This is a genomic window from Pantoea sp. V106_11 (assembly GCF_029967885.1).
Classification (GTDB): Bacteria; Pseudomonadota; Gammaproteobacteria; order Enterobacterales; family Enterobacteriaceae; genus Pantoea; species Pantoea ananatis.
Window position 1 is genome coordinate 413,161 of record NZ_JASCAK010000037.1, and the last position, 20,639, is coordinate 433,799.

Sequence of the window (20,639 nt, forward strand, 5' to 3'; positions counted from 1 at the left end):
GCAGTGAGCCGCTCTGCCGGGATGGACGACAGAGATTGAAATACACTGACCTGCTGACAGCGCCTGTCAGCAGGTCACCTCAGTGACGTTTAACCGGGTTAGCGGCGGAGGTCTTCGCCATTAGAGGCAATCAGTTTTTTATACCAGTGATAGCTCTTTTTCAAGGTACGTTTCTGACTACCGTTGCCCATATCATCCTGATCCACATAAATAAAACCGTAACGTTTAGACATTTGACCGGTCCCGGCACTCACCACGTCGATCGGCCCCCACCAGGTATAGCCAAAGAGCGCGACGCCGTCGGCAATGGCTTCTTTCATCTGTTCGACATGCTGGCGCAGGTAGTCGATGCGGTAATCATCATCAATGCTGCCGTCGGCCTTAACGGTATCCACCGCGCCCAGACCGTTTTCGGCAATAAACAGTGGCTTCTGATAACGGTCATAAAGCTGGTTCAGCGCCAGCCGCAGCCCTTTAGGATCGATTTGCCAGCCCCATTCACTGGTTGCCAGGTGCGGGTTACGTATTCCGCCGGTAATCAGGTTGCCCTGCGCGCCGGTCAGCTTTTCGGGATGGGCGCTGACGGTGCTGGACATGTAATAGCTGAAGGAAACGAAGTCTACCGGATGTTGCCGCAGGATCTCATCGTCACCCACGGCTTTGGTCAGCTGAACGCCTTTCTCCGCCAGCATTCTGCGGGCATAAGCCGGATAGTAGCCGCGCGCCTGCACATCGCTAAAAAACAGCGAAACGCGCTGCATCTCTTCACATGCCTGTACGTCATCCGGATGACAGGTATGCGGATAGAGGATCTGATAGCTAATCATACAGCCCACCTGAGAACCGGGAATTATCGCGTGGCAGGCCTTAGTGGCCAGCGCACTGGCGATAAACTGATGGTGCGCGCCCTGATATTTATCCTGCTCCAGATGAGGATGACCTTCCTCGATCACGCCGACGCTGACGTAAGGATGATGCTTCACGCAGTTAATCTCGTTAAAGGTCATCCAGTACTTCACCTTGTTGCGATAGCGGGTAAAAACCGTGGTGGCGAATCGCACGTAGAAATCCACCAGCTGGCGATTTGGCCAGCCGCCGTAATCCGTCACCAACGCCAGCGGCATCTCGTAATGCGACAGCGAGACAATGGGTTCGATTCCGTGCGCTAGCAGCGCATCCAGCACCTCATCATAAAACTGCAGGCCTGCCTCGTTAGGTTCGGCTTCATCGCCGCGCGGAAAGATACGCGTCCAGGCTATCGACATCCGGAAGCATTTAAATCCCATACCGGCGAACAGCGCGATATCCTCCCTGAAATGGGTGTAAAAGCCGTTGCCTTTGCGCTTGGGATAATACTTTTTACTGTCCGGGTTCTGCGCCTCTTCAACCTGCGCATGCGTCATGCTAAGCCACTGATCCAGCCACTGCGTGGGCGGTGTGGCCGCGTCGAAGGTATAAACATCGGACACCGATAACCCTTTGCCGCCGATATCCCATGCGCCTTCAAGCTGATTCGCGGCGGTGGCACCGCCCCACAAAAATCCTGCTGGAAAGGTCGTTGAACTCGTCATGCTTTGCTCCTTAAACCGCCGCGGCGGTGAGTGTCAGAAAGGCCTCGCGACTGGCGATATGCCCGGTAGCTTTCACCGGACGAATCTCGTCATAGCGCTCGCTGTTGGTCACAATGACGATCACGCTCGGATCAATGTTCTCCGCCTGAAGCGCGGCCAGATCGAAGGTGACTAACAGATCGCCCGTGCTGATCCACTGCCCGGGCTGAATATGGCTGGTGAAGTGGCGGCCGCCGAGTTTGACGCTGTCGATGCCAATGTGGATCAGGATTTCCACGCCGGTATCGCTTCTGAGCCCCAGCGCATGGTGAGTTTCAAACAGCGACTCGACGTGGCCGTCCACGGGAGAACGTAGCTCGCCACCAGAGGGATAAATAGCCAGCCCTTTGCCAAATATCTCATCGGCAAATACCGGGTCCGCCAGCGCATTCAGCGGTGTGATCTCACCACTGGCAGGCGCAAAAATCGTCTCGGGTTCGTGGCGCCTGGCGCCGGATGCGGATGCCTCATCGGCGGCGGGCAAGTGGGCAGATTCATCAAAGCCCAGCATCACGGTGAGCAGGGCAGCGCTGCTGAAGGCGATCGCCAGACTGAGCAGGGCATAGATAAAGGTCGGGCCGACCAGCGCGGGGATGCCGGGCAGCCCGCTAAGCGCAAACGCATAGGTTTTTACCCCCATCGCCATCGCGAATGCGCCGCCGCAGGCCCCGCCGAGCAGAGCGGCGGCAAACGGGCGTTTGTAACGGATGTTGATGCCGTACATCGCGGGTTCGGTAATGCCCATCGCGGCGCTGAAGCTGGTGCTGAGCGCCAGTGACTTAAGCTTTTTCTCTCTGGCCCGCAGGAACACGCCGAATGCCGCACCGGCCTGGCCGAGATTCGCAACATAGAAAAGGATTTTAAACGGATCGAAACCCAGCTGGCTGATGTTGTGGATCATCACGGGCACCAGCACATAGTGCATGCCGGTAATAATAATCAGCGACAGGGTTCCGCCCACCACGATGCCCGCAACCATCCCCATGTTTTCAACCAGCCAGATAATGCCGCCAGTCAGCGCGTTACCGGCAAAGATCCCCAGCGGGCCGATGGCGATAAGCGTGACAGGCGTGACGATCAGCAGGCTCAGAAGAGGAACAAACATGGTTTTCAGCGAGGCGGGCATCACGCTATCGATCAGGCGTTCCACGTAACTCAGTAGCCATATCGACAGCAGCACCGGAATTACCGTTGAGGCATAGTTCACCGCTGGCACGGGTATTCTCAGAAAGTGGATCGGCTCACCGGCGTTGAACAGGGTTTGCAGAGCAGGGTGAAACAGCGAGGCCGCCAGCGCGACGGCAACGTAAGGGTTGGCACCAAACCGCGTTGCCGCACTGAACGCCAGCGCCAGCGGCAGGAAGTAAAATACGCCATCGCTAATCGCCAGCAGGATCTGATAGCTCTGATTGTGTGGTTCGAGCCACTGAAAAGCCACCAGCAGCGCCAGGATCCCCTTGAGAATCCCTGCGCCTGCAATGGCGGGAATAATGGGCGAAAAGATGCTGGATAACCCTTCCAGCACTGCCGAGACCGGATTGCGGCGTGAGGTCGGGCGCGGCGGAGTTTCTTTTAGCGATAGCTGGCTCATCAGCGCCTTGTACAAGGGTTCGACCTCATTGCCGATGATCAACTGAAACTGATCGCCAGAGAGATTTACGCCAATAACGCCCTCCAGCGCGTCCAGCGCACCACGATCAGCCAGGCTGTTATCTTTAAGTAAAAAACGCAGGCGGGTAATACAGTGAAATAAAGACAGGACGTTATCTTTTCCGCCAATCAGGGTAATAATGCGTTGAGCGGTTTTGTGATAATTCATAAATCCCTCCAGACTGAAGTCAATATGACGTCATCCACAATGACCGGCGTTAACCGGCTGGATCGTTTTCTGGGGTTTGCCTGATTGAACAGTGACAAGCCGGAACCTGTTTTTAATACTCTTTACGGGGGTAAAACGCTGGGCGTGCTGCGCTGCACAATATTCTCGATGTGTACTGTCAAATAGAGTTTTTCAGAATGACTCATGCTGTGGTGGTAATGCTTTTTGACAAATTCATTGATGGCCTCAACGCATTTGAGCGTGCGGGCGTAACGCTGCTGCGCCAGCGCAAAAAATTCCTCATCGTTGTTATTTAACACCTCGCCATCGATGACCCGCTGAGCAAAAAATTTCAGGTGCGTAATGAGGCGCTGATAATTCAGGCTGTGCTCATCCATTGACAGGGTAAAAAAGTATTTTACGATGTGCTGTAGCTGATAGAGGAGTTGGGTAATTTTCGCGGTTTTTCCCAGCGTATCGTGAAGCCCGGCGTTGACGATATGCAGCGCAATGCTACAGGCTTCGCTGTCCGGTAAGAGCATACCGGTTCGGGCCACCACCATGCCCAACGCCTGACGGCCAATCGCGTACTCGGCGGTATAAAAGTGGCGCACTTCCCACTCCAGCGGATTAGTAAGCGGCGCGTTATTTTTATGGCGTTGCAGCGCGAAGTGAAGATGGTCGGCCAGCGTCACATACAACCCTTCGCTTAATTTATGGTTTAGCTTTTCGCGCGCCAGGCTGACAATATCGGCGGTAAGCTGAAGAATATCGATGGGCACTTCACTGACCAGATCTTTAAAGCGCGCAGAGATCAACGAATCTTCCAGACGAAATATCTTTTCTGCTTCGCTGGGGTGAATACGGGCACCGTGGTGTGTATTAAATCCCAGGCCGCGACCGGTTAAAATAACTTCAAGGCCGTTATCATCAACGGCACTGACCACATTATTATTCAGAATTTGTCTGACCAGCATCGCTCACTCCTGAAACAACATCGGGCAAAACATAAATACAGCGTTGAAGGGAAATTCCCCCAGCCTGCATTCAGGTTTTGCCCGATAATCGGTAACAAGCGTGATGCCGTTTTATCCTGGCACCAGGAAAATTGATATTCAATACGAAATTGTGCAGCGGGTTATCCGGCGCGCCGATTTGTGATCCGCTTTACGAAAAGTAATACAGGAAACGGTTACGCAAGCGGGGAATCCCACTTCAAATACGCAGACACAGACAACTGCCAGCAGAGAAATACGATAAGACTGACCTGCCGATCGTGGCATTTGCCCGCTCTTTGCCCGTTAGCAGGCAAAGAGCGATAGCGGTGATGCTTAATCGTGCGCCGGGCGTTTTTGGCCCGTCAGAAGTTGTTCAAGCACGTCGATACGATGCCGTTGAGGCGTCGTAATGGCGTAGAAGCGCTCCTGCAGATCCGCAGACTGGCCGACGGTGACGAGCAATCCGCTACGCAGTTCATCCTGAACGACGACCTCGGGCAATACGGTGAGCCAGCCGCTGTCACGCGCGATCAGACGCAGCATCGCCATGTCATCGACTTCAGCGCGCACTCTGGGCCTTACGCCCGCTGTGGAACACAGCGCATCAAACTGCGCGCGCAAGGCATGGCGTGGGCCGGGCAGGGCAATCTCCACGCCATCCAAATCTTCCGGGATGCGCAGACTGCGCGATGCCCATTTGCTCGCCGGGCCGACCAAAGAGATGGACTGACTGCCCAGAAACACGAAGTGCAAAGGGCGATCGGTATCCACGGGAACGGTTTCATTGGCCAGCACCACATCGAGCTGATGTTGCATCAACCTGACCAGCAGGCCTTCCAGTAATCCGGACTCCAGCGTCAGCACCACACCAGGATCGGCAAGTGCAGGTCGAATCCAGTTTTCCTGATAGTTGCGCGACAGGGTTGCCACGCTGCCCACGCGTAGCCGTGTAACACCGGCAGACCGGCCTTTTAAGCGTCCCAACATCTCCTGACTGAGCCCAAAGATGTTATCGGCATAAGCCATGACCAACTGACCTGTGTCCGTCAGGATCAGGCGGCGGCCTTTACGGATTAACAAACTTTCTCCCAGCCGGTCCTCAAGCTGTCGGATTTGCACCGAAACGGCTGATTGTGAGGTCGCCAGCTCTTCGGCCGCCCGCGTCAGGTGCCCGAGCCTGGCGACTCGCCAAAAATAGAAAAGGTGATGAAAGTTCAGCTGATTAAGATTCATTTGTTCTTTTTTAGGTATCAATTTATTCAAATAAATATATTTTACAGAATAGTAACCGTCAAGGAACATAGGCTCAGTCACATTCATAAGGGCTATGCGATGAATATCCTTGAAGTTTTATACCTGGTTTGTTTTTTAGCACCTGCTGTTTTAATGGCGGGCTTAGCAGGGCTGACACGTTTAAGTGGGATGTCTACAACGGCGCTGTGGCGTGTGCTGCAGATTGTGTCATATGGCGCCATTGCCTTCGCAGGCGTGTCCCTCGCCGCGGGCACCAGCGGGGCGCAATGGCCTGGTTTAGTAAAAGCAACGACGTTTGGCCTGGTGCTGGCTTTGCTGGTACAACTGCTTGGCAAAGTCATCGCATCATTTTCTGTGCGTTACCTTGAAGGCGAAGCGAACCAGCGGCGCTACATTGGCGCACTGTCCGCTGTACTGGGTAGTGTTCATCTGCTCCTGCTGGCCGATAACTGGCTGCTACTCATTGCCGCCTGGGCCGCTGTAGGCCTGGCGCTACAGCAGCTGCTTTGCTTCTATCCCGATCGCCCCTTTGCCCTGTTTGCGGCACACAAAAAGTATATTGCTGACCGGATAGCAGACGTGATGTTGCTCGGCGCTTCCGCGCTGGCCTGGTGGGAAGTGGGCAGTTTCTCGCTGTCAGCTTTGTGGGCGCACATTGCCCAGCAGGGGGCGTCCGTGCCCTTGCAGGCGAGCGCCGTTTTGCTCGTGATGGCTGTTATTCTTCGCACGGCCTTGCTGCCGGTGCATGGCTGGTTGATACAGGTGATGGAAGCCCCGACGCCGGTATCTGCGCTCTTGCATGCAGGCGTCGTTAATCTTGGCGGCTTTGTCCTGATTCGCTTCGCCCCGATGTTAGAACAGGCAGGCGCTGCGCGCGTGTTGTTACTGATTTTCGCGCTGACGACCGCTGTACTGGCAGGCATTGTCATGTTGACGCGCATCAGCGTAAAAGTACGGCTGGCCTGGTCCACCGTCGCGCAGATGGGCTTCATGCTGCTTGAGTGCGCGCTTGGCCTTTACACCCTGGCAGCTCTGCATCTCATTGGCCATTCGCTCTACAAAGCCCATGCTTTCCTGTCCGCTTCAGAAAGCGTAAGACAAACTCGCCAGCAGACGCTGCACCGGACCTCGTTGCCCGGCACCGTGAGTGTGATGCTCGCCCCAGTGCTGGCGATTTCAGCGGTGTTTCTGGTGTTGAGGCTGGCAGATCTGGCCGCCTGGCCCTGGTGGTGGAGCGGGGTGTTGGGCATGGCGTGGGCGCCCTTGCTGTGGTTGCCTGATGCGCAAGACGACGGCGCTTCACCTGCCTCACAGCTTCTTTTCGGGCTCTTCACTGTTATCGGCCTGTCGATGATTGCCCTGTTTCTGCATGCGCTGCCGCTCGGCCTGCAGGATGCCCCCGATGAACGTCTGGGCCTGATCGCGCTGACAGGAATGGCGGCCTTGTATCTGTGCCAGGTGTTGCTGCAAAAGCAACCACAACGCCTGTCGCGCTGGCGTCGCTGGAGCTACGCGGGGTTTTACCTGGACGAAGCCTATACGCGCCTGACGCTGCTCCTGTGGCCAACGACCTGGGCATCCGGCAATGCCACGCCCGTTAAACCTGAAATGCCTGATGCACCTGTTGCTGACAGGCCGCGCTGAATAACACTGACAACCCGGAGCGTTTCCTGATGGATACACTGACCAACAAAGAGAAATCCGTGTCGGCGAGCCTGACGCAATCCGCACGCAATGCAGATTCACGGCAGGCCGCCATTGAGCAAGCTTGCCACCGCGCCTGCCAGGCGATTGCACCGGCATGGCCACTGGATCGCGCCATCGCTGTCAATCCTCATTGGGCGCGTATTGGCATGCCGGTGCGCAGGGTGGCCGCGCGCATGGCTGCGCTCGGCGGTATTCAGGTTTTCCCACCGCGCGATCGGCAGATGCAGGCCTGGCGTGAGGGGCGTATTAGCGTTGCCGATCTCACCCAGGCGCTGCACCAGCTACCTGAGGCGCAAGCGGCCGGCCTGACGGTTGAACAGTGCACGCAGGCGCTGCAAGCAGGTAGCCTGCAAGTACAGTTACCGCTGCTGATCGATGTGCTCGACAACGATCCCCATCGCCACAAAAGGTTATCCTGGCGGCAAGCCATAACGCATCAGGTTAGCCAAACCTGTGCGGCTTACTTCGACGAACACCAGGCGAGCTGGCAGCCCGAGCGTCATCAGGGCTTATATGCCTTCTGGCTCGACACGCTGAAGCACGACCATGGCATTGGTCTGTTAATGGGCTTACCGAACATCAGGCAGGCTATCAAGACGTTACCGGATAACGCCGTGGACGCTGGAGGCTGGGTCATTGAGCGGCTTGGCCTGTCTGAAACCGTGTGGGCAGATTATCTGGAGTCGGTGCTGCTTACCGTTAATGGCTGGGCCTCCTGGTGCGCGTATCTCGGCTGGCAGGCAGGGTTGGCGGGCGGTAAGGATGCGCACCTGCGTGAGTTACTGGCTATTCGTCTGGCCTGGGGCATCATCCTTTTAGAATGTAAAGATGATGCCGCCACCCGGCAAGCATTTGCTTCCCTTCAGCAGGCCTGGGCTCAGGCTCCTCACGTGTTGGAGGAGACCGAATACGCGATGCGGGTTGACGAAGTGTGGCAGCTGGCGCTGGAGATTGGCTATCAGCGTGAGTTGGCGCATCGGCTGGCCACGGCTAAGGGGCAGGATGTGGACGCTGAGGCGATCGAAGTCCAGGCCGCTTTCTGCATTGATGTTCGCAGTGAACCGTTGCGCCGCGCCCTGGAGGCCGCGAGTCCTGGCGTTCAGACGCTCGGCTGTGCGGGGTTCTTCGGCCTTCCGGTTACGTACACGCCTCTTGCTACCCAAGCCCGGCGCCCCCAGTTACCCGGTTTACTTGCGCCTTCCATCGACGTCAACGACCGTATTGTGAGCGCGAATTCGACGCCATCCCGGGCCGATACAGCGCTGCAAAACGCAGCCAGCAGGTCGCGTCAGGCCCGATTTGCCATGGCCGATCAGTGGAATGCCGTTAGCCACTGGCCCGGTGCCGCCTTCTCCTTTGTGGAAGCGGTCGGACTGGGCTACTCCGTCAAGCTGGTGAAGGGGTTACTGCCGGGCAAAAAAGCACGAGCCAGGGACGATTTGGCTGGCCTGGCTGCGCGTTACCGCGCGATCTGCCGTCCACAGTTGGTTGGGCTGAATACAGAGGCTAAAGTTAAGCTGGCGGCGGGAGTTCTTCATGCCATGGGCCTGGCGCAACGTCTGACTCCGACAGTGCTCCTTGTCGGTCATGGCAGCCAGTCAGCTAACAATGCTCATGCAGCGGCACTGGACTGTGGTGCCTGCTGTGGCCAGACCGGCGAAGTGAATGCGCGCAGCCTGGCCCAGTTGCTCAATGAACCGGCGGTTCGCCAGGGGCTGAAACTGCAAGGCGTGGACGTTCCTGATTCAACGGCTTTCGTGGCTGCGCTGCACAACACGACCACCGATGAAATCGAGTGGTTCGATCTCGACCTGCTGCCCCAGGCGGCGCGTGCACGCTGTGAAAGGATACAACCGATTTTTCATCAAGCCTGCGATCAGGTACGCCGTGAGCGAGCGCCCGGCCTGCAACTGGACCCGCAAGCACGTGAGGATGTGTTACTGGGTCAGTTACGCCGTCGCGCTAACGACGGCGCGCAAACCCGACCTGAATGGGGACTCGCTGGCAACGCTGCCTTTCTGATCGCACCGCGTCACCGTAGCCGCGGCGCAGTACTGAGCGGGCGCAGTTTTCTGCATGATTACGACGCCAGTCAGGATGTTGACGGTAGCCTGCTGGAGGGTTTAATGACCGCGCCGATGCTGGTTACACACTGGATCAACTGGCAGTATAACGCATCCACTTGCGATCCGCAGCGACTGGGCAGCGGCAACAAGGTGCTGCATAACGTGGTGGGTGGACGCCTCGGCGTCTTTGAGGGCAACGGCGGCGATCTGCGCATCGGCTTGTCACGCCAGTCGCTCCACGACGGCGAGCGCTGGATGCACGAGCCGCTGCGCCTGACAGTAGTTATCGACGCACCGCAAACGGCCATTGAAGCGGTAATCGGAAAGCATGAGGTCATCCGGCAACTGCTGGATAACGGCTGGCTCCATCTGTGGCGCTTTGAGGCGGCAGGTTTGGCGCGCTATGCGCGCGGATGCTGGCTCGCGTTGGACCTGTAGCGTACCTGAGGTCGTATTCGCCCCGAGCCGTTTGCGCGAAATCGAGCGGCTGCCTGTTCAGGGCAGCCTCTGCAAACGGCTGTTACCGCCCCTGAAGATAACGGATGCCGTGCCGGTACACATCTTCAGCCACTGCCGATGTACGGGGGATGACAAACGGCCCCAATGCTCTGTCGTGTTTGAGACGCGCAATCCAGGCTTGCTGACCTTCTGCCCCAGATAGGAATTTTACCGAAAAATACAGGCTGCTGGATTAAGTCGCCCGGCAGAGATCAACCGCGCCCTGCAACGCTGCGTGAGTGCGGGATAATCAGCATCAGGGAGGCGTTAATTTCTGTGGATGTCGTAGATACCACCGCATCGGCGATCACTTCGCACCAGGCGCAACGCCAGCGCCGCACGACATCAGCTTAAGAATGCGCGCGGGATCGTGTTCGCTGTGCGCGAGGAGGAGACATCCACCGTTTTCCTGATGCGGATAGCGGTTTTGTTGGCGTCTTCACTGACGCATTAACAGGGAGCAGGGCGGTATGACCGCACAAATTACACATTTACAAATTTAAATGTGTAAATATAATGTTGTCTTTCTTTCTTCTCACAGGATAATTGTTATGTCGTCTCTCTTCGCGCCCCTGACGCTGGGTGATCTCAGCTTGCGTAACCGTATTGCGCTCCCACCGCTAACCCGTTGCCGCAGTGAGCAGCCGGGCAACGTACCCGGCACAATGATGGTGGACTACTATCGCCAGCGTGCCAGTGCGGGATTTATGGTAACCGAAGGGACGCAAATTGAGCCACGCGGACAGGGATATGCCTGGACACCTGGCATTCACAGCGAAGCACAAATCGCGGGTTGGCGAAAAGTAACCGACGCCGTTCATGCAGAAGGTGGGATCCTCTTTTGCCAGCTCTGGCACGTTGGTCGCGTATCGCACAATGAACTGCAGCCCGGAAAGCAGCCACCTGTTGCACCTTCAGCCGTTGCCGCCAGCGGCGTACGGGTATTTATCGAAACCGGGCCCGGTGCCGGTATCCTGACGGAACCCAGCATGCCGCGCGAGTTAACCACATCGGAAGTGAAAGCGATTGTGGCGATGTACCGTACGGCGGCGGAGAATGCCAAAAAAGCGGGCTTTGACGGTATCGAACTGCATGCTGCCAATGGTTATCTGATCAATCAGTTTATTTCTGAACATACTAACTTCCGCACCGATGAATATGGCGGTTCGCTTGATAACCGTCTGCGCTTCCTGCGTGAAGTCACCGAGGCCGTGAGTGCGGTGTTTGGCAGTCATCGTGTCGGCGTGCGTTTCGCGCCGCTGTTCTCAAGCACAGAGGAAGAGCGCGTTTATCTGGGGCTGGTGGAGAGCGATCCGCAGGCTACCTACCTCCGTGCGGCCCAGATGCTGAACGCGCTCGAAACGGGATATCTCTCCATCGCCGAAGCTGACTGGGATAACAGCCCGGATATGCCTGAAGATTTTCGCAAAGCGCTTCGCGAAGCCTTCCGTTCGCCCATTATGTATTCGGGTCGTTACACCAAAGAAAAAGCCGAGCGCATGCTGGAAAAGGGATGGGGAGATCTGTTTGGCTTCGGGCGCACGTTTATCGCTAACCCCGATTTACCGGCGCGTTTCAAAATGGGCTATCCGCTGAACGACGTCGATAGCGCCTCACTGTATGGTGGAAGCCAGAAAGGCTATACTGACTATCCTTTTTATTCTGCTTGAGGTTTGAAGACGGCATGACACCCGAAAATGCCATTAAATTACTGGCCAACCCGACACGGGTTGCGGTGCTCAAATGGCTTAAAAGCCCTGACGAAGCCTTTGCTGATTATTCTCAGCTCTATCCCTTCGATCAGTACGGTGTCTGTGCCAGTCTTATTCAGGACAAAGCGGGCCTTTCACAGCCCGCTACCTCACTGTGTCTTAAAGCGCTGCATGATGCCGGTCTGCTTGAGGCCAGTAAGGTAGGCAAATGGACCTACTATCGCCGACGCGAACAGGCGGTATGCGAGATGAATGAGGCGATCATCAGGTCTCTCCAGCAGCTGTAGGCGGCTTCTCAAAGAGGAATGACCCTCTTAAAGCCGTGCATCAGACATTAAAATCACCCGCATATGCGCACCTTCGCTTGCGGCGCAACGCTCACAGACTCGTGGAGAAACGCTCACAAAGCGCCCACAGTAGACTGGATGGATGCCGGAAGAGCAGGGGATACAGGCCGTTAACGTTTAATGTATGGTCAGATAAAACGTTAACCGTCCCGCGATATTGCCTGTCGCTTTCAGGCCGCGTCCGGGCAGGGCAGGCTGAGAACCATCACCGTAACAGATTCACCCGCTACGAGACGTTGTTCACGTTCTTTCCAGCCTAAATTCCGGTAAAGCGCCTGCTTGTCAGGCGTATAGAGCCAGAGTTCAGAAATATTTCTTTCAGTAGCTAATTCAACGATGCGTTTTATTAATGCAGAGCCTATCCCCTTGCCACGATGAGTAGACCGGGTAACAACCTCGCCTAACCAGTACACGCGCTGGGGGTTATCTATAAGTTCATAAAGGATAAGGCTACCAGTAGCAGTCACCTTATTCTCAGCGTCCAGGGCAACCAGGGTAAACTGCTCTGTGTCTGAACTATTACGCTCGGTAAGACGCGTAAGTATCTGCCTGGATTCCGACCATGAAGACAGGTGAGACCACTCATCAAACAGTAACTCCGTCGTCTGATTAAGATAGTCCGGGTCATCCATAAGGTATTTGATGTACATTTTAGACCTGATAATCAACAATTTAATTTTGTTATAACGTCTTCAGGTTCACGTTTCCATTAGATTTATTATCCGGTACGTATCAGTTTGACAGCCTGACTGAGCTGAAGGTCCGCTATGAGCGAACAACGGACATTGCTAACATTGGTGTGTACTAATCAACGGGGTGCAGATCACAATGACTAGATAGGCACAAACCTGAAAAGGGGCCTACTGACTAAGTAGGCCTGAATTGCTCATATATTTCACAAATTTCAGAGAGTTTCTAAGATGGATAAAAGTGTTGGAAGTTGACTCTCTCTCACTCGGAATCTACCCGTCCTAGATAATTCCGTTTCAATTCCGTTAACGAAGAAATGTACTGAATCAAAAACGGCTGTACTATTCATGTATTTATTCTGATAAGTTTCTTGGAGGTTCTTTGAACTAACTATTTTTGTCTTTGCTAAAGTAAAAGGATCAACTGGAATATTAGATAGAGACATGGATTTTATCTTGAGATCAAAGCCCTGAGAAAGACCATTTACAACTTTTCTCAGATCAAATTCTACTGGTTTCAACCCACTATCTTCGCCAAATATTTTTTGCACCATAGTATAAGGCACTTTCATACTTAATGGAGGATTAGTGGCATACAGTATAATTTTCTTTCCTTGTCTGACACCAAAGTCCACATTTAAATAAGTTGCTATTTCAACCTCTGAATGTTCGCCATTAGCATATTCTAAGCTTTGCTTGCTAATGCTTCTCATGGTAAATCTTAGTTCGAGGACTTCAGAGCTGTTAATGATTTTAAAGCCATATCCTTTATCTTCATCATAGAGGTTGTCATTTACTTTGTTTAATAATTCACTTTTAGTTATGTCCTTTTCTGCTTTATAAATTTTTACCTTTATCATCATCCAGCCTCCTGATTTAAAGTCTCGCAAGACATAGCTTTCGTTACTGGGTATCGCTTGTTATGCTCTTCGATAATAAAGTCATTAATCAAAAATATTTTTTCTTCTAATTGTTTCATTACTTGATCAAAATCTGCGTCACTGAGTTTTTCTCTCTCGACGGATGCAGAGTTACTTTCTTTGTATAACGCTCTGAATTTTATATTTCTTCCAAGATATTTATCATCAAAACTAAGTTCAAAAGTTATAGTATGGTTCTTAACTGCTGAGGAAAATGATTTCCATCGAATTAAGCTTCGATAAAACCCATCACTGCACAACTCCTTAATTTGAGGCGCGTTCACTAAGGATAAGCCATCATACGCGGCATTATTAATGTTAAAGGTTAGGTTTTCATCATCATCAGATGCTATTTCCTGATTATTGATGTCATCATTTTCATTTTCATTTTCATTTTCATTTTCATTTTCATTTTCATTTTCATTTTCAGTAGAAGTTGAAAGCTTGCTTAATAATTCTTGTGTTTCTTCGTTAGCATTTCCTTCGAGATTATCTCCATTAGTATCCAAAGGTGTTTTTATTCTGCTTACTCTAACCTTTTCAAGGCCAGCATATTCAAACCCTGTTTTTTTATAAATTCCATCAAAATCATAAAGATGAACAGAGAAAATATTTCTAAGATCAGTATCAATGATGCTTGATAAATCTATTTCGTTGACAATTATATTTTCACAAACTGTTAATGAATATGTATCAATTATTTGGTTGAGGATTTCTGAAATGCGTGGTGTGTAGTTATATCTTACTGAAACATAACCACTTCTTACTATAAAAATTATACTCCCACTATACAATTTTTTCTGCTGAAATTTTCCTCTTCTAAAATCAAATTCAGTGTAATCAATAGAGATGTGATAGGTTTGCAACCCTGAGTAATGATCAATTTTCTCATGCCCTAGCAACTTAGGTCTATTTTCTTTCACTTTGTTTACAACGTCGTAAAGTTTCTCAATATCAAATTCTTCATATATCCGTTTTACTGAAAAGACGTCTTGGCTAGATTTAGTAGCCAGTTTATCTTGTACTTCTCTGATGTGATTATATGAAAATGGTAGATCCGATATTTTTTCTATCAATACCTCTTTTGATAAGTTAGACGGGAAAATCAACCCTCGATTGAAAGCGATTTTCCTTAATGTAACATCTGTTATTTTTGCACTGTTGGAGTGGAGGGCGGTGTAAATGTCACTTTCGTTTGAAAATAACGTAGCTTGATATTTATTCATGTCATACTCCTTATGAAAAGTGACATTTTCTATTCACCTGCTTGCTGGCAACTTGGTACTCAAATATAGATAGCTTTTGATTAACAAAAGGAATGGATACTATTTTGTTCCTTAACGTTTCGATATGAGATTGAGTGAAAGAATATATACCTATGTAATCATTAATGGCGGATTGCAAATGAATACTTGAGTGTGATGAGAACGGAGTTATAATAAATATTTTGTCAAATTGATTGAGTAATTGATAATTAAATATATACTCTAAAAGAAATATAAAGTGATTGCTGGAATCAACCTCTTCTTTCCAGAAGATATTCAATATTTTATTTCTTATTCTATCGCCACCATCATTTCTAATGTATTCGTGTTCATATGAGTAAAAAATCATGCCAGATGTTATCATTTCAATTGTGGCTGGAAGTATTTTCCCTTTCGTTGCTATTTTATTATGTTTGTCGGGATAAAAATATGTGCAACTCTCTATTTCAGGAATTTTTTGCCATAACATATTTTTTTCTTGTGTTACTTTGTCAGTAATTCCTCTTCTAGTCTCAATGTGTTCTGTAACATCTAGTAAAACCTTATCATAGTTGGGTCAAACACTGCAATCACAGAGTTCTCTGGGAATTCATAAATTGCTGTGGCTGCTCCATTTAGTCTCTCAATTAAATCAGCGTCATATTTATTGTCATGGTTATATATAAAAAGTAGACCGTTAACTTGGTACTGCTCATTTGTGTTGTCAACAAATAGACGTCGCCACTCTGGACTTCTTGGCGCACAAGATACCTGTTGTGATAAACTTCGTACGGTACTCAATATTGATTTTGTACCGTCAAGCGTGCTGGCACAATAAGATTTCAAATCTGTTTGTATATACTGAGTTATATCTGAATAAGGATCTTTGTATTTGAAGACTACATCCGTAGGGTGAGTTTTTTTTGGGTTTTCAGATAAAAGTTGTTTCGCGTTTAGATGAGATCTTAAACAACAATCCCAGCTTATATCCGTTGTATTTTGGGTTTCCCAGCCTAACTCATAAAAAATTCTACTGGAAATGATACCTGCAATCTCATCAATATTTTTAGTTTCGCCGCCCACACTTCCTCCATAATTCGTTGTTTTATATAATTAAAATCTGATTCATGGCTTTTCAAGTCTATATGCAAAACGATCAGCCAAATAAGAACAATCTTAATCAATCTAATATTTTTTTTTTGAATCATCAAGAGTCCCATTACTGATAGGCATCAGTAGGTAGCATCACTGCTCATGCTTCAGTAAAAATCCGGTTAGCTACGTCCGCTCCTGGCACAAAGCTGACATCAGCAACCGCATCCTGCCGTTCTTACAGAGAAACTGGCAGACAGCATTTGATATGAGCGCTGAAAGGTTTCAAAGAAATGCTTCTCAGACTATGCCTGACATACTAATGTGTTTAAACAAATCACTTACATGGAATGAAGAGACTAATGTACTGGGAGTCAGAAAGGCTGCTTTACAGACCAGTAATAATGTCCGATCTGGATGCGCTGTTTCGCATTTATGGTGACATCAGAACGCACGCGTTTAACCCAAGGGGCCCACACCGGGACATCGAGGATAGTCGTAGTGTTATCCTTAAGCGAACCGCAGATCGTGAGCGTTATGGGTTTGACGACTGGGCTGTCTCTGAAAAGGCGTCTTCAGAAAGGATCATTGGCTTTGGAGGCATATTTGTCAGCCAGTTCAATGGCCGACAAACGAATAATCTGGGCTACCGGTTTGAACCGGAATCATGGGGAAAAGGTTATGCAACCGAGCTTTCCTGTCGCGCTTTAATATATGGATTCGACGAGCTAGAACTGCCTGAAATTGTTGGAGTAACACTCGAAAATCATATCGCCTCTCGCCGCGTTCTTGAAAAAGCAGGTCTGTTGTTTACCCAAAGAGTAGACAATCCTGATGACCCACCGGCTAACCTGATTTTCACTCTAACTATGGAGCAATGGAAAAGGTTAAAACGAGAAGCCTGATGCATTTGTACATCTTTATAATGTTATGTCCGCTATGAGCGATCTGCGGACATTGCTATTAGCATTCTGAGCAAATCAACAGAGAGCAGAACTGAAGTAATAGGCTTATCAGGCTACGAATCAATTCTAAGGCGATAGATCGATAACGCATTAAAGATAAAACGCCAATAATATTTTATATTTATACATTAAGAAGTCTTCAAGCATTACCCCCCCTGAGTAATCAGAGGGGTAGTTATTATTGTGCATACATCTCACTCAATCTATTGATAAATGAGCTTTGAGTGCGTTATGAATATAAATTTTCTGACCGAGTAAAATGTCATCATCCCCACGAAAAGAGAAACGAAACCTTTTCTTTCCTGCCTGACTTTCACTAGAATAATTACCAATGACCCCAATTCTATATAGGTCTATTAATATCTCAGTTATTGATTTCTTATCAAGAAGTTTTTTTGTGTCAGGGTAGGATTGCGCAATGTTCTCTGCATGTGTAGAAATCTCTTGAATGGTTGAAATTTGAGTATACCCATAGAGGATATTTTTGATCCCATTTATTTCTTCTGACTTGTATTTTGCTTTAAGTTCTTCAGTCAGTTCAACCCAACATGCAGAAGAATACCTTTTTCTAATCGCTTCCAGAGACTGAGTGCTAAAACTACTCTCCTCACCATAGCTCTCTTGCGCGGAAAGTAACAGCCTGACAATATCGCGAGGGCGATACCAAGAATTATGAAGGAGGTATGTTTGAGGTTTTTTATTATGGATAAGCTTAGGGAAGTAAGTACTCCACAGCTCAACTGGATGTAATACCCCTAACCCAAATTCCTCTCGAGAGTTATTTATCCTCTGTTCTACAATATGTAGTAATGGCTGTTGAATTGAATCAACGCCAGCACGGTTCCAAACTATATCAGTACCAAAATCAGTAAGCGGTTTATTTATTTCCTTCCCTAAAGAATCAACTGAATTTAAAACCTCAGAGCGAATGGCTGCGAACAAGCATAGATTGAACCCGCTTCTCTTACATATAGAGTTAATTCTTTCAATCGTTATAATTAAATCCCTTAACAACCTAGAGTCACGCTGATATTGTTTTTTGGTTGTATAATTAAGCTCAAGTTCATCAAAGAAAATATTAACGCCATCTTTTGAAGGTAGAAGTGACTCAAATGCAGAATCAGCCTCTTGGATTAATTTATAAAAAGCAATCTTTGCCACACCATTGTTATCCCAATCAAAATCAAGATTTAACTTGGGATCTCTGCTGATCTCGATATTACCTTTTCTAATGCTCGGTATCAATTTTGAAAAAAAGCCTCTTTCATTTTCCTCTGCTTTCTCAGATCTCATTAAAGCATGAAATATCGAGAGATTTTCATTTTTCTGAAAGGCGTCAATGCCACTTTGGGTTATCATGTCAGATATGATTTTATATATAAACCAACGCCAAATATTTTCGAAGTCACTTCCTTCAAAGTCAGAACTGTTTTCGATCACCTCTTCAATTCTTGAGGCTTTGCTGAAATCTTTCTTGGTCTCCTCACTAACTTCTGATTTGAAAAGTATGAATTTTGATGTTGTGTTTTTTTGCTCATCCAAGACAATGGATATGTATCTTAATAGTGCGGTTTTACCAGTTCCTTTCAATCCTGTAATGAAGTATTTATTGTGGTTTATGTATTTATCTACATTTAAAGCAGGAGGTACGACATATAGTTTTTTAAATCTTAACCTCTCGTCAGGGCTATTAGTTAATAACTCATTTTTCGCATCAGTTGTACCCAAGTATATATCTGATATTTTCATACGTGCCTTAATTACCCTTAATTTATGCAAATGTGATATGCTATAAAGTTCGTGAAATCAAAGCACATTACCATATAACTGTTACCGACTGAACAAAATTTAGTAAGACTGTTATCTTATAATTGTAGATTTCCAAAGAAGTAATACACTGAGGTAGTTGCAACTTCCGCTTTTGGCTGTGAGTTCAACAGGTCGATGCAACGCTATCCTTAATCGAAGGGGGAAGTTGCCATCAAACGAAGAACTCGCATCTACTACACACCAGAACAAATGCGATTATCTGGGACAGATATAAGCAAGGTGATTCCCTGCATGATATCGCCAGAATGTTCGCCAGATTTCACCCTTCTCTTATGCCTACAATCCACAAGACAGGTGGCTACCGTCCTCCTGTGCGAAAGCGGCACAGGTTAGCGTTTTCGCTTGATGAAAGAGAGGGGATATCCAGAGGACTGGTAGCAAAACGCAGCATCAGGGACATTGCCGCCAAATTATCAAGAGCGCCCTCAACGATTAGCCGCGAGGTCAGGAGGCACGGTGGTGCAAAACAATACCGTGCAGCAAAAACCGATGCTGCTGCATGGGAAAATGCGCTGAGACTAAAACCTTGCAAGCTTATTGAAAGCCCCGCATTGTGTAAAATTATTGCAGAGAAGATGCATCAGGACTGGTCGCCGGAACAGATCGCCGGTTGGCTGAAACGCTGTTATCCGGATAATCAGGAAATGCATGTGTCACACGAAACAATTTATAAAACGCTTTTTATACAAACCCGGGGAGCATTAAAAAAAGAGCTGCAGCAATGCCTCAGAAGCGGAAGAGTCGTGCGTAGATCCAGAACGTCATCGCTTAAAGGGAAACGATTAGGGCCGATCCCGTACACGATACCTGTCAGCGAAAGGCCACCAGAGGCCGCTGACAGAGCCATTCCAGGTCACTGGGAAGACCTGATTCAGGGCTCAAAAAACTCCCTTATCATCACCCTCGTAGAACGTCATTCCCGTTTTGTTATGCTGGCAAAGATCACAGACAACAGGATCATAACGGCTATATCTGCACTCATTAGACAAGCCCGGGAATTACCTGCTGAGCTTTATAAAACATTAACATGGGTCCGGGGCGCTGAAATGACCAGCAATACCCGATTTACTGTAGGCACAGATATTCAGGTTTACTTCTGCGATCCTCAATCTCCCTGGCAACGCGGCTCTAATGAAAATACGAACAGATTGCTCAGGCAGTATTTCCCAAAAGGAACTGACTTATCGGTTCACAGCCAGCAAAGACTAAACAGTGTTGCCAGGCAGCTCAACGAGAGGCCAAGAAAAACGCTAAACTATGAAGCACCCGCAGAGCGATTCAATCAGTGTGTTGCATCCATCGGTTGAACTCACAGCACAAAGCGGACAAAACGACTGAACCGATGGGCCGCTATGAGCGATAAGCGGACATGATCTTGTATAGGAAGATTATGTTCCCCGTAGCTTCATATGCAACAAAGGGTATGGCCTGTCCTGGCCGTCAACTTCAGAACGACCAACAGTTTCAAAACCATGTTTTTTATAAAAGGTAATAGCCTGAGTATTCTGTTCGTTTACGTCGAGCTCATCAGCGCCCTGCTCGTTAATAGCATGTAGCAGAAGTAATTTCCCTATGCCTTTACCGCGTTGATCTGCATCCACAAAGAGCATTTCAATACGGTTTTCGCTTACCCCAGTAAAGCCCAAGATTGAACTGTCACAGCTAAGACGAGCGAACGTAATAGTCAGGCCAGGAAGATACTTATGCAGTATCAGGGGGCGTAGCGCCTGAATATCCTGCTCCTGTAAAAAATCATGCGTATCACGTACGGATGATTCCCAGACTTTCAGTATTATAGGGTAATGAATTCGGGTACCAACTTCCATATTAATCATGATTTTATAGTCCATAAATTGACATCGCATGGCCATGATAGCTGTGTGGTATT

16 protein-coding genes and 1 pseudogene are annotated in these 20,639 nt (G+C 49.2%); 6 read left to right on the forward strand and 11 right to left on the reverse strand.

What is annotated here, in order from left to right; translation table 11 throughout:
- Positions 1–98 precede the first annotated feature (98 nt).
- From QLG08_RS20790 to QLG08_RS20805, 4 genes are all read right to left on the reverse strand, one after another.
- The gene (locus tag QLG08_RS20790; RefSeq protein WP_014593488.1) at positions 99–1,571 is read right to left on the reverse strand and encodes a glycoside hydrolase family 1 protein; all 1,473 of its coding nucleotides are present in this window, start codon (positions 1,569–1,571) and stop codon (positions 99–101) included.
- Between the two features lie 10 nt (positions 1,572–1,581).
- On the reverse strand, positions 1,582–3,429 hold the full coding sequence (locus QLG08_RS20795; RefSeq protein WP_282473149.1) for a beta-glucoside-specific PTS transporter subunit IIABC: 1,848 nt from the start codon (positions 3,427–3,429) through the stop codon (positions 1,582–1,584).
- A 122-nt stretch (positions 3,430–3,551) separates the two neighbouring features.
- A complete protein-coding gene (locus QLG08_RS20800) occupies positions 3,552–4,406 on the reverse strand; it encodes a PRD domain-containing protein (RefSeq protein ID WP_014593490.1) in 855 nt (284 codons plus the stop codon).
- Between the two features lie 354 nt (positions 4,407–4,760).
- A complete protein-coding gene (locus QLG08_RS20805) occupies positions 4,761–5,747 on the reverse strand; it encodes a LysR family transcriptional regulator (protein WP_019105062.1) in 987 nt (328 codons plus the stop codon).
- 12 nt (positions 5,748–5,759) lie between these two features.
- Here QLG08_RS20805 and QLG08_RS20810 point away from each other — a divergent pair, with 12 nt between their 5' ends.
- The 4 genes from QLG08_RS20810 to QLG08_RS20825 all read left to right on the forward strand — a co-directional run bounded on the left by QLG08_RS20810 (position 5,760) and on the right by QLG08_RS20825 (position 11,951).
- Complete coding sequence (locus QLG08_RS20810; protein ID WP_019105063.1) at positions 5,760–7,325, forward strand: NADH-quinone oxidoreductase subunit L; 1,566 nt, start codon at positions 5,760–5,762, stop codon at positions 7,323–7,325.
- A gap of 29 nt (positions 7,326–7,354) precedes the next feature.
- Positions 7,355–9,892 (forward strand): DUF2309 domain-containing protein, encoded by a 2,538-nt coding sequence (locus tag QLG08_RS20815; protein WP_282473150.1) that lies wholly within the window; start codon positions 7,355–7,357, stop codon positions 9,890–9,892.
- Positions 9,893–10,503: 611 nt separating this feature from the next.
- Positions 10,504–11,622: an alkene reductase gene (locus QLG08_RS20820; RefSeq protein WP_110015040.1), complete on the forward strand. Its 1,119-nt coding sequence runs from the start codon at positions 10,504–10,506 to the stop codon at positions 11,620–11,622.
- Between the two features lie 14 nt (positions 11,623–11,636).
- A complete protein-coding gene (locus QLG08_RS20825; protein ID WP_014606072.1) occupies positions 11,637–11,951 on the forward strand; it encodes a helix-turn-helix transcriptional regulator in 315 nt (104 codons plus the stop codon).
- A gap of 230 nt (positions 11,952–12,181) precedes the next feature.
- Here the strand turns inward: QLG08_RS20825 and QLG08_RS20830 are convergent, their stop codons facing one another.
- The 5 genes from QLG08_RS20830 to QLG08_RS20850 form a co-directional block, all read right to left on the reverse strand.
- A complete protein-coding gene (locus QLG08_RS20830; RefSeq protein ID WP_014593493.1) occupies positions 12,182–12,661 on the reverse strand; it encodes a GNAT family N-acetyltransferase in 480 nt (159 codons plus the stop codon).
- A gap of 254 nt (positions 12,662–12,915) precedes the next feature.
- On the reverse strand, positions 12,916–13,563 hold the full coding sequence (locus QLG08_RS20835) for a hypothetical protein (protein ID WP_282473151.1): 648 nt from the start codon (positions 13,561–13,563) through the stop codon (positions 12,916–12,918).
- The gene (locus QLG08_RS20840) at positions 13,560–14,846 is read right to left on the reverse strand and encodes a hypothetical protein (RefSeq protein ID WP_282473152.1); all 1,287 of its coding nucleotides are present in this window, start codon (positions 14,844–14,846) and stop codon (positions 13,560–13,562) included. Before QLG08_RS20840 ends, QLG08_RS20835 begins: the two co-directional genes overlap by 4 nt.
- 10 nt (positions 14,847–14,856) lie before the next feature.
- On the reverse strand, positions 14,857–15,354 hold the full coding sequence (locus tag QLG08_RS20845) for a hypothetical protein (protein ID WP_282473153.1): 498 nt from the start codon (positions 15,352–15,354) through the stop codon (positions 14,857–14,859).
- A gap of 62 nt (positions 15,355–15,416) precedes the next feature.
- Positions 15,417–15,947, reverse strand: a complete 531-nt coding sequence (locus QLG08_RS20850) for a hypothetical protein (RefSeq protein WP_282473154.1) — start codon at positions 15,945–15,947, stop codon at positions 15,417–15,419.
- 371 nt (positions 15,948–16,318) lie between these two features.
- Here QLG08_RS20850 and QLG08_RS20855 point away from each other — a divergent pair, with 371 nt between their 5' ends.
- Complete coding sequence (locus tag QLG08_RS20855) at positions 16,319–16,861, forward strand: GNAT family N-acetyltransferase (protein ID WP_282473155.1); 543 nt, start codon at positions 16,319–16,321, stop codon at positions 16,859–16,861.
- 258 nt (positions 16,862–17,119) lie between these two features.
- Here the strand turns inward: QLG08_RS20855 and QLG08_RS20860 are convergent, their stop codons facing one another.
- Positions 17,120–18,670 (reverse strand): hypothetical protein, encoded by a 1,551-nt coding sequence (locus QLG08_RS20860; protein ID WP_282473156.1) that lies wholly within the window; start codon positions 18,668–18,670, stop codon positions 17,120–17,122.
- A gap of 231 nt (positions 18,671–18,901) precedes the next feature.
- Between QLG08_RS20860 and QLG08_RS20865 the strand changes: the two are divergent.
- Positions 18,902–20,058 (forward strand): annotated as a pseudogene (locus QLG08_RS20865) (IS30 family transposase).
- Positions 20,059–20,139: 81 nt separating this feature from the next.
- On the opposite strand, the gene QLG08_RS20870 reads toward QLG08_RS20865, so the two are convergent.
- Positions 20,140–20,601, reverse strand: coding sequence for a GNAT family N-acetyltransferase (locus QLG08_RS20870; RefSeq protein ID WP_282473157.1), 462 nt, complete (start codon positions 20,599–20,601; stop codon positions 20,140–20,142).
- Between the last annotated feature and the right edge of the window lie 38 nt (positions 20,602–20,639).